This window comes from Klenkia sp. PcliD-1-E, from assembly GCF_024124375.1.
GTDB lineage: Bacteria > Actinomycetota > Actinomycetes > Mycobacteriales > Geodermatophilaceae > Klenkia.
On the sequence record NZ_JAMXRZ010000142.1, the window covers coordinates 1 to 9,300 of the forward strand.

General features: G+C 76.0%; 11 protein-coding genes and 1 pseudogene. All 12 read left to right on the forward strand.

Going from position 1 to position 9,300, the window contains the following annotated elements:
- Window positions 1–1,032 (forward strand): annotated as a pseudogene (locus tag NH342_RS20025) (dihydroxyacetone kinase); the annotation flags it as partial.
- 1 nt (window position 1,033) lies between these two features.
- Window positions 1,034–3,223 carry an ATP-dependent DNA helicase RecG gene (gene recG, locus NH342_RS20030; RefSeq protein ID WP_253017610.1) on the forward strand — a complete coding sequence of 730 codons (2,190 nt, stop codon included), beginning with the start codon at window positions 1,034–1,036 and terminating at the stop codon, window positions 3,221–3,223.
- Window positions 3,220–3,777: a 16S rRNA (guanine(966)-N(2))-methyltransferase RsmD gene (rsmD, locus tag NH342_RS20035; RefSeq protein ID WP_253017612.1), complete on the forward strand. Its 558-nt coding sequence runs from the start codon at window positions 3,220–3,222 to the stop codon at window positions 3,775–3,777. Before recG ends, rsmD begins: the two co-directional genes overlap by 4 nt.
- Before the next feature lie 7 nt (window positions 3,778–3,784).
- On the forward strand, window positions 3,785–4,273 hold the full coding sequence (coaD, locus tag NH342_RS20040) for a pantetheine-phosphate adenylyltransferase (protein ID WP_253017614.1): 489 nt from the start codon (window positions 3,785–3,787) through the stop codon (window positions 4,271–4,273).
- Window positions 4,270–4,959, forward strand: a complete 690-nt coding sequence (locus tag NH342_RS20045; protein WP_253017616.1) for a hypothetical protein — start codon at window positions 4,270–4,272, stop codon at window positions 4,957–4,959. The genes coaD and NH342_RS20045 overlap by 4 nt, the downstream gene beginning before the upstream one ends.
- 100 nt (window positions 4,960–5,059) lie before the next feature.
- Window positions 5,060–5,656: a DUF177 domain-containing protein gene (locus NH342_RS20050; protein ID WP_253017618.1), complete on the forward strand. Its 597-nt coding sequence runs from the start codon at window positions 5,060–5,062 to the stop codon at window positions 5,654–5,656.
- Between the two features lie 2 nt (window positions 5,657–5,658).
- Window positions 5,659–5,838 carry a 50S ribosomal protein L32 gene (gene rpmF, locus NH342_RS20055; protein ID WP_253017620.1) on the forward strand — a complete coding sequence of 60 codons (180 nt, stop codon included), beginning with the start codon at window positions 5,659–5,661 and terminating at the stop codon, window positions 5,836–5,838.
- Window positions 5,839–5,860: 22 nt separating this feature from the next.
- Window positions 5,861–6,598 carry a ribonuclease III gene (rnc, locus tag NH342_RS20060; protein ID WP_253017630.1) on the forward strand — a complete coding sequence of 246 codons (738 nt, stop codon included), beginning with the start codon at window positions 5,861–5,863 and terminating at the stop codon, window positions 6,596–6,598.
- A 5-nt stretch (window positions 6,599–6,603) separates the two neighbouring features.
- A complete protein-coding gene (mutM, locus tag NH342_RS20065; protein WP_253017631.1) occupies window positions 6,604–7,476 on the forward strand; it encodes a bifunctional DNA-formamidopyrimidine glycosylase/DNA-(apurinic or apyrimidinic site) lyase in 873 nt (290 codons plus the stop codon).
- Window positions 7,473–7,742, forward strand: coding sequence for an acylphosphatase (locus NH342_RS20070; RefSeq protein WP_253017632.1), 270 nt, complete (start codon window positions 7,473–7,475; stop codon window positions 7,740–7,742). The genes mutM and NH342_RS20070 overlap by 4 nt, the downstream gene beginning before the upstream one ends.
- Window positions 7,743–7,888: 146 nt before the next feature.
- Window positions 7,889–8,080, forward strand: a complete 192-nt coding sequence (locus NH342_RS20075) for a hypothetical protein (RefSeq protein ID WP_253017633.1) — start codon at window positions 7,889–7,891, stop codon at window positions 8,078–8,080.
- A gap of 36 nt (window positions 8,081–8,116) precedes the next feature.
- The coding region (locus NH342_RS20080; RefSeq protein WP_253017634.1) for a chromosome segregation SMC family protein at window positions 8,117–9,300 on the forward strand (1,184 nt) is incomplete at its 3' end.

Consider the following 9,300-nt stretch of genomic DNA (forward strand, 5'->3'; position numbering starts at 1 on the left):
GCCCCCGCCCCGGCCCCCGCCCGCCCGCCGCTGGCCCGCCGGTCCGGCCGGCGCGCCCGCGCGACGACCCCGCACCTGCACCAGCCGGCCGCCGACGCGGGCAGCGAGGTGCAGTTCCTGCTGGCCGACTCCTCCGAGGAGGCCGTCGAGCGGTTGCGCGCCGAGCTGGGCTGGCTCGGCGACTGCCTCGTCGTCGTCGGCGTCGACACGCCCACCGGCCGGGAGTGGAACGTCCACGTCCACGTGCACGACGTCGGCGCGGCGGTCGAGGCCGGCATCCGTGCCGGTCGGCCGCACTCCATCGCCGTCACCGCCCTCGCGCCGGTCCGGGTGGCCCCGCCGGTGGCCGGTGACCGCGCGGTGGTCGCCCTGGTGCCCGAGGGCCCGTCGGCGCCCGGGGTCGCCGCGCTGCTGGGTGCCGAGGGCGTGCAGGTGCTCGGCGTGCCCGTCCCGCCCGACCCCGACGACGCCGGGGTCGGGGCCGAGGTGCAGGCCGCCGTCCGGGCGGCGGTGCTGGGCGCCGGTGCGGCCGAGGTCGTGCTGCTGCCCGACCACCCCGCCCTGGTCGGCCCGGTCGGGCGGGCCGCGGTGCAGGCGCGCGGCGAGGGCCGCGACGTCGCCGTCGTGCCCACCCGGTCCCCGGTGCAGGGCCTGGCCGCGGTCGCCGTCGCCGACGCCGGGCAGCGGTTCGCCGACGACGTCATCGCGATGACCGAGGCCGCCTCGGCCACCCGCTGGGCCGAGGTCCTGGTGGCCGAGCACGAGGCCCTCACCTCGGCCGGCCGCTGCCACCCCGGTGATGCCCTCGGCGTGGTCGAGGGCGAGGTCGTGGTCGTCGGCCCGGCGCTGCTGGCGGTGACCTGCGAGCTGCTCGACCGGCTGCTGGCCGGCGGCGGCGAGCTGGTCACCCTCGTGGGCGGCCGGCTGGCCGACGCCGCCGCCACCCACCTGGCCGCCCGGCACCCCACGGTGGAGGTGGCGGTGCACCCGCTGGGCCCCGGGGCCCGGGTGCTGCTGGTCGGGGTGGAGTGACGTGCTCGACCTCGACACCCCGCTGGGCAAGGTGGTCGGCACCCGCACCGCGAAGGCGATGGCCGAGGAGCTGTCGCTGCACACCGTGCGCGACCTGGTCCGGCACTACCCCAGCCGGTACGCCCGCCGCGGGGAGATGACCCGGTTCACCGACCTCGAGGTGGGCGACCGGGTCACCGTGCTGGGCCAGGTCCGCACGGTCGACACCCGGCCGATGCGCAACCGCCGCGGGTCCCTCACCGAGGTCACCGTCGGCGACGGCGACGGGTCGATGCGGCTGGTCTTCTTCAACCACCGGCACGCCCGGCTCGAGGTCGGTGCGTGGGGCCTGTTCGCCGGCACGGTCAGCAGCTGGCACGGCCAGCTGCAGTTCAGCCACCCCGACTGCCAGGTCCTCGACGACTCGACCGACGCCGACGAGTGGGCCACGGCGATGCTGCCGATCTACCCGGCCAGCAAGAGCGTCTCCAGCTGGGTGGTGCAGAAGTCGCTGAAGCTCGTCCTCGGCGACCCCGGCGCGGCCGACGCCCTGCTCGACGCCGACCCCGTGCCGCCCGGGGTGCGCGCCCGGCACGGGCTGATGCCGCTGGCGCGGGCGATCTGGCTCAAGCACCACCCCGAGACGCCCGAGGACGTCGCGCGGGCCGACCACCGGCTCAAGTGGGACGAGGCGCTGGTCCTGCAGGTCACCCTCGCCGCCCGGCGGCGGGCCGCGGCGCTGGAGCCCGGCATCGCCCGCCCGCGCCGCGCCGGCGGGCTCGCCGACGCCGTCGACGCCGCGCTGCCCTTCGCGCTCACCGACGGACAGCGCGAGGTGGGGGAGGCCCTCGCCGTCGAGATCGGCCGCGAGCAGCCCATGCACCGGCTGCTGCAGGGCGAGGTCGGCTCCGGCAAGACGGTGGTCGCGCTGCGCGCGATGGCGCAGGTCGTCGACGCCGGCGGCCAGGCCGCGCTGCTGGCGCCCACCGAGGTGCTGGCCGCCCAGCACGCCCGCGGCATCGGTGCCCTGCTGGGCCCGCTGGGCCGGGCAGGTGAGATCGACGGCGACCCCGACGGCACCCGCGTCACCCTGCTGACCGGCTCGCTGCGCGCCGCCGCCCGCCGGGCCGCACTGGCGGAGGTGGCCGACGGCAGCGCCGGCATCGTCGTCGGCACGCACGCGCTGCTGTCCGAGGGTGTCGACTTCGCCGACCTGGGTCTGGTGGTGGTCGACGAGCAGCACCGCTTCGGGGTCGAGCAGCGCGACCGGCTGCGCGCGAAGGGCACCCGGCCGCCGCACGTGCTGGTGATGACCGCGACCCCCATCCCGCGCACCGTCGCGATGACCGTCTACGGCGACCTGGAGACCCTCACCCTGCGCCAGCTGCCCGCGGGCCGCGGCGGGGTCTCCAGCTCGGTGGTGCCGGTGGCCGAGAAGCCGGCCTGGCTGGACCGCGCCTGGGCGCGGGTGCGCGAGGAGGTCGCCGCGGGCCGGCAGGCCTACGTCGTCTGCCCGCGCATCGGGGACGACGAGAAGGACGCCGGCCCCGAGACCGACGACGGCGCCCCGCCCGAGACCGCGCAGACCTCCGACCGGCGCCCGCCCCTGGCGGTGCTGGACGTCGCCGAGGCCCTGGCGTCCGGGCCGCTGGCGGGCCTGCGGGTCGAGGTGCTGCACGGCCGGTTGACCCCGGAGGAGAAGGACGCGCGGATGCGGGCCTTCGCCGCGCGCGAGGTCGACGTCCTGGTCGCCACCACCGTCATCGAGGTCGGCGTCGACGTGCCCAACGCCACCGTCATGGTCGTCATGGACGCCGACCGGTTCGGCGTGAGCCAGCTGCACCAGCTGCGCGGCCGGGTCGCCCGCGGGAAGCACCCCGGGCTGTGCCTGCTGGTCAGCGAGGCCCCCACCTCCTCCTCCACCGGCACCCGGCTGGCGCAGGTCGCCGCGACCACCGACGGCTTCGAGCTGGCCCGCCTGGACCTGGAGACCCGCCGCGAGGGCGACGTGCTGGGTGCGGCGCAGTCGGGCCGGCGCTCGGGGGTCAAGCTGCTGTCGCTGCTGCACGACGAGGAGCTCATCGCCGCCGCCCGCACCGAGGCCGCCGCGCTGCTGGAGACCGACCTGGGCCTGGCCGCGCACCCCGAGCTGGCCGCCGCCGTCGCCGCGCTCAACGCCGGCGACCGCGCCGACTGGCTCGAACGGGCATGACCCGGATCATCGCCGGGGCCGCAGGCGGCCGGCGGCTGAAGGTGCCCGCCTCCGGGGTGCGCCCCACCGGCGACCGGGCCCGCGAGGGGTTGTTCAACTCGCTGGGCTCCCTGCTGGACCTCGAGGGCACCCGCGTGCTCGACCTGTACGCCGGCTCGGGCGCCCTGGGCCTGGAGGCGCTCTCGCGCGGCGCGTCCGACGTGGTCTTCGTGGAGAACGGGCCCCGGGTGCTGCCCGTGCTGAGGGGCAACATCGCGACCGTCGGCATGCCGGGCGCGCACGTGCTGCCGTCCTCCGTGCCGACCGCGGTCGCCAAGCCCTCCGGCGGTCCGCCCTTCGACCTGGTGCTGGCCGACCCGCCCTACGCCGTCCCGGCCGACGTCGTCCTGACGGTGCTCGACGGCTTGGTGACCCACGGCTGGCTGGCCCCCGAGGCGGTCCTGGTGGTGGAGCGGCCGGCCCGGGAGGACCCGTGGGCGTGGCCGACACCCCTGCGGGGACTGCGCGACCGCCGCTACGGGGAGGCCCTGCTCCGGTACGGTCGCGCAGCGTGAGGTCAGCATGAGGAGAGCGGTCTGCCCGGGCTCCTTCGACCCGGTCACCAACGGCCACGTCGACGTCATCTCCCGGGCCGCGGCGCTCTACGACGAGCTGGTCGTGGCGGTGCTGGTGAACCCCGGCAAGGCCGGGCTGTTCGACGTCGAGGAGCGGATGGAGCTGCTGCGCGCGGCCACCGCCGACCTGCCCAACGTGGTGGTCGACTCCTTCTCCGGGCTGCTGGTCAACTGGTGCCGCGAGCACGACGTCCCCGTGGTCGTGAAGGGCCTGCGGGCGGTCGGGGACTTCGAGTACGAGCTGCAGATGGCCCAGATGAACCGCGAGCTCGCCGGCGTCGAGACCCTCTTCGTGCCCACCGCGCCGCAGGTCGGGCACCTGTCTTCCAGCCTGGTCAAGCAGATCGCCGCGTTCGGCGGCGACGTCTCGCACCTGGTGCCCGCCGAGGTCAACACGCGGCTGGTCGCCCGGCGCGAGCGGGAGGGGGAGGCATGACCGAGGTCGTGTACCGGCTCTACGAGGTCGTCGACGAGCTGGCCTCGCTGATCGAGAACGCCCGCAGCGTTCCGATGTCCTCCTCCTGCATGGTGCCCCGCGACCACCTGCTCGACCTGCTCGACGACCTGCGCGAGGGGCTGCCCGAGGAGGTGCAGCAGGCCGGCGCCATCGTCGAGCAGCGCACCGAGATCCTCGAGCAGGCCCAGGCCGAGGCCGAGCGGCTCACCGGCCGCACCCGCGCCGAGGCCGAGCAGGTGGTGGGCACCGCCCGCCGCCAGCGCGACGAGCTGATCGGCACCGCCCGGCGGCAGCGCGACGAGCTCATCGCCCAGGCCCAGGCCGAGGTCGAGGACCTGCTCACCCGTGCCGAGGCCGAGGCCGACCGGATCCTGGCCGAGGCCGACCGCCAGCAGGCCGAGCTGGTCGCCGAGGGCCGTACCCAGCAGGCGGCGCTGGTCGCCGCCGGGCAGGCCGAGCACGACCGGCTGGTCGCCGAGACCGAGGTCTACCGCGGCGCGGTCGCCCGCGCCGACGAGCTGGGCGAGCAGACCGCGGCCGAGGTGGCCCGGATGCGCGCCGAGGTCGACGAGTACGTCGACAGCCGGCTGGCCGACTTCGGCACCACCCTGGGGCACATGGTCCGCTCCGTCGAGGCCGCCCGCGCCCAGCTGCGCCAGCCCTAGGGACGGCGGTGACGAGCCTGGGGTAACCTGGGCTGCTCCCGCACGCGCTGCCCGGCACGCCCCGCGGTGAGAACCGACCCCGAGCACAGAGAACCCCGTCATGCCTGCTGCCCCCACGCCCCGTCGCGGCGCCGCGTCCACCGACGCCCGGCGCCCCGGTGGTGACCCCTGGAAGGTCGACCTGCGCGAGCTGGGTCGCCGCGCGGGGTCCATGCGCGACTGGGAGAGGACGGTGCCGGCGCCCGCGGGCTGGGGCGTGGAGATGATCGGCGTCCCCGAGGGCGCGCCGGTCGAGCTGCACCTGCGCCTGGAGTCGGTCATGGAGGGCGTCCTCGTGTCCGGTGACGTCGACGTGCCGGTCACCGGCCAGTGCGCCCGCTGCCTGGACCCGGTCGAGGACACCCTGCACCTGGACGTGCAGGAGCTCTACGCCTACGAGGGCAGCACCACCGAGGCCACCAGCGAGGAGGACGAGGTCCGCCGCATCGACGGTGAGCACCTCGACCTCGCCCCGCTGGTGCGCGACACCGTCGTCCTCACCCTGCCGCTCTCGCCCACCTGCACCCCGGACTGCTCCGGGCTGTGCGTCGACTGCGGCCAGCGCATCGACGACCTCCCGGCGGACCACTCGCACTCCCAGCTCGACCCGCGCTGGGCAGGGCTCGCCGACCGTTTCACCCCATCGAAGGAGAACTGACCGTGGCTGTCCCGAAGAGGCGCATGTCGCGCTCGAACACCCGCTCGCGTCGGTCGCAGTGGAAGACCACCGCGCCCACGCTCGCGCCGTGCCCGAACCGCGCGTGCGGGGAGCTCAAGCCGCCGCACCAGGCCTGCCCGACCTGCGGTCAGTACGACGGCCGCCAGACCATCGCGGTCTGACCTGCTCCAGCACGACCCCGACGTGACCGGCCACCCCACCCCAGGTGGTGCCGAGCACGCCGCACAGGCCGCCGACTGGCTGCGCGACGCCCTGGGTGTCGAGCTGCCCGGCGGCCTGCTCGCGTTGGCCCTGACCCACCGGTCCTGGGCCTACGAGCACGGCGGGCTGCCCACGAACGAACGGCTGGAGTTCCTCGGTGACTCCGTGCTCGGCCTGGTGGTCACCGACGAGCTCTACCGCAGCCAGCCCGACCTGCCCGAGGGGCAGTTGGCCAAGCTGCGGGCGTCGGTGGTGAACATGACCTCCCTCGCCGGGGTCGCGCGGTCCCTGGGCGAGGGCGGCATCGGCCCGCACCTGCTGCTGGGCCGCGGCGAGACCGCCACCGGTGGCCAGGACAAGGAGTCGATCCTGGCCGACGCGCTGGAGGCGCTGCTGGGCGCCATCCACCTCGGCTGCGGCCTCGAGGTCGCCGCGGCCGTGGTGCACCGGCTGTTCGACCCGCTGCTGGTGGACTCCGCGTCCCTGGGGGCCGGCCTGGACTGGAAGACCAGCCTGCAGGAGCTGGGCGCGGCCCAGGGCCTGGGTGCCCCGGTGTACCGGATCGAGTCCGAGGGCCCCGACCACGCCAAGACCTTCACCGCCACCGTGCTGCTGGCCGACGAGCCCCGCGGCGACGGCCACGGCCGCACCAAGAAGGCCGCCGAGCAGATGGCCGCGCAGAACGCCTGGCGCGCGCTGTCGGCCGCCGGGCGGGGCTGAGCCCCGTGCCCGAGCTGCCCGAGGTCGAGGTGGTCCGGCGCGGCCTGGAGCGCTGGGTCGCCGGGCGCACCGTCGCCACCGCCGAGGTGCTGCACCCGCGCGCCGTCCGCCGGCACCTGGAGGGCGTCGACCACTTCCTCGCCGACCTCACCGGGGCCACGGTCACCGCGGCGCACCGGCGGGGCAAGTACCTGTGGCTGCCGCTGGCCCGCGACGGCGTCGCCACCGGCCGGGTGCTCGTCGGCCACCTGGGCATGAGCGGCCAGCTGCTGGTGGAGAAGCCCACCGAGCCCCGCGAGAAGCACCTGCGCGCCCGGTTCACCTTCACCGACGGCGGCCGGGAGCTGCGCTTCGTGGACCAGCGCACCTTCGGCGGCCTGGCCACCGAGGACGCCGGCCCGGACGGCCTGCCCGGCCGGCTCGCGCACATCGCCGTCGACCCGCTGGCCGACGACTTCGACGCCGACGCCTTCGCCGCCGCGCTGCGCCGCCGTCGCACCGAGGTCAAGCGCGCCCTGCTGGACCAGACCCTCGTCGGCGGGGTGGGCAACATCTACGCCGACGAGTCGCTGTGGCGGGCCCGCCTGCACGGGGCCCGTCCGACGGAGAAGCTGACCCGCCGGCAGGTCGACGACCTGCTCGAGGGGATCCGCGACGTGCTCGGCGAATCGCTCGCCCAGGGCGGCACCTCCTTCGACTCGCTCTACGTCGACGTCAACGGCCAGAGCGGGTACTTCTCCCGCTCGCTGGCCGTCTACGGCCAGCTCGACCGCCCCTGCCCGCGCTGCGGCACCCCGATCCGCCGGGAGTCCTTCATGAACCGCTCCAGCTACAGCTGCCCGAGCTGCCAACCCCGACCCAGGGCCCGGCGCTCGTGACCCGCCGGGTGGTCGCCCTGGTGTCGGGGGACGTGCAGGGCGTGGGCTACCGCTGGTTCGTCCGGGGCCAGGCCGGCGACCGGGGGCTGGCCGGGTCGGCCACCAACCTGCCCGACGGCCGGGTCGAGGTCGTCCTCGAGGGCCCGGACGACGACGTGCACGCGGTGCTCGACGCGCTGACCGGTCCGGCCGCACCGGGCACCCCGCGCGAGGTGGCGCTCACCGACGAGGACCCGGTGGGCGCGCACGGGTTCACCACGGCGTGACGGAGATGACACACCCCTGACCTGGTGGCCCGGCCGTCGGCCGCGTTGACCTGGGACCGGGGGACTGTCACCCTGGCAGCACAAGCCCGCGCCCGGCCGGCACGCCCGGACGCGCTCCCCCTCGCACGTGGAAGGCCGTTCTCGTCATGGCCAAGGCCCTGTTCGGTTCCGTCGTCGACCCCCGTCAGCTGGGGGCGGCCCAGGAGATCGCCGCCCTGCGGGCGCGGGTCGCCCGCCTGGAGGCCGAGGTCGCGCAGCTGCGTGCCGAGCGCGACGACCGCATCGCCCGCGAGCTGCTGACCATGGCGACCCCGGAGACGCAGCCCGCGCTCGCCTGAGCCGTCCCCGTCGGAGGCCCTCGCTAGCCTCCTGACGTGCATCTGTCGTCGCTGACGCTCAAGGGCTTCAAGTCCTTCGCGTCGGCCACGACGCTGCGCCTGGAACCGGGCATCACCGCGGTCGTGGGGCCCAACGGGTCGGGCAAGTCCAACGTGGTCGACGCCATCGCCTGGGTGCTCGGCGAGCAGGGTGCCAAGAGCCTGCGCGGCGGCAAGATGGAGGACGTCATCTTCGCCGGCACCGCCGGTCGGCAGCCCCTGGGCCGGGCCGAGGTGACGCTCACCATCGACAACGCCGACGGCGCGCTGCCCATCGACTACACCGAGGTGGCGATCACCCGCCGCATGTACCGCTCCGGCGAGAGCGAGTACGAGATCAACGGCGACAAGGTGCGGCTGCTCGACGTCCAGGAGCTGCTCAGCGACTCCGGCATCGGCCGCGAGATGCACGTCGTCGTCGGGCAGGGCCAGCTCGACGCCGTGCTGTCCGGGCGCCCCGAGGACCGCCGGGGGTTCATCGAGGAGGCCGCCGGCGTCCTCAAGCACCGCAAGCGCAAGGAGAAGGCGCTGCGGAAGCTGACCTCGATGCAGGCCAACCTCGACCGGCTGGCCGACCTCACCACCGAGCTCCGCCGCCAGCTCAAGCCGCTGGGCCGGCAGGCCGAGGTGGCCCGGCGCGCGGCGGGCATCCAGGCCGACCTCCGCGATGCCCGGCTACGGCTGCTCGCCGACGACCTCGTCGCCCTGCGCGCGACCCTGGCCGCCGACGTCGCCGACGAGACCGCCGCCCGCGAGCAGCGCACCCGGGTCGAGGGCGAGCTGGTCGCCGCCGCCGGGCAGCAGGGTGCGCTGGAGGCGGCCCTCGCCGCCGACGCCCCGGCCCTCGCCGCGGCGCAGGACACCTGGTTCCGGCTGTCCACGCTGGGCGAGCGGTTCTCCAGCACCTCCCAGCTCGCCGCCGAGCGGCACCGGCACCTCAGTGCCCCGGTCGCCGCCCCGGCCGGCCGCGACCCCGACGAGACCGACCGGGAGGCCGCCCGCGTGGAGGCCACCGAGACCGAGCTGGCGGCGCAGCTGGTCGCCGAGCGGGGGCGGCTCACCGCCGCGACCGCCTCCCGCACGGACCTGGACGCCGCCCTGGCCGCCGCCGAGCGCGAGCTGGTCACCGCTGCCCGGGCGCTGGCCGACCGCCGGGAGTCCCTCGCGCGCCTGTCGGGGCA

Bases quoted from the DNA above. Each gene is read 5' to 3' on its own strand.
- rsmD (WP_253017612.1), top strand. From the start codon at position 3,220: ATGACCCGGATCATCGCCGGGGCCGCAGGCGGCCGGCGGCTGAAGGTG.
- coaD (WP_253017614.1), top strand. From the start codon at position 3,785: ATGAGGAGAGCGGTCTGCCCGGGCTCCTTCGACCCGGTCACCAACGGC.
- NH342_RS20045 (WP_253017616.1), top strand. From the start codon at position 4,270: ATGACCGAGGTCGTGTACCGGCTCTACGAGGTCGTCGACGAGCTGGCC.
- NH342_RS20050 (WP_253017618.1), top strand. From the start codon at position 5,060: ATGCCTGCTGCCCCCACGCCCCGTCGCGGCGCCGCGTCCACCGACGCC.
- NH342_RS20075 (WP_253017633.1), top strand. From the start codon at position 7,889: ATGGCCAAGGCCCTGTTCGGTTCCGTCGTCGACCCCCGTCAGCTGGGG.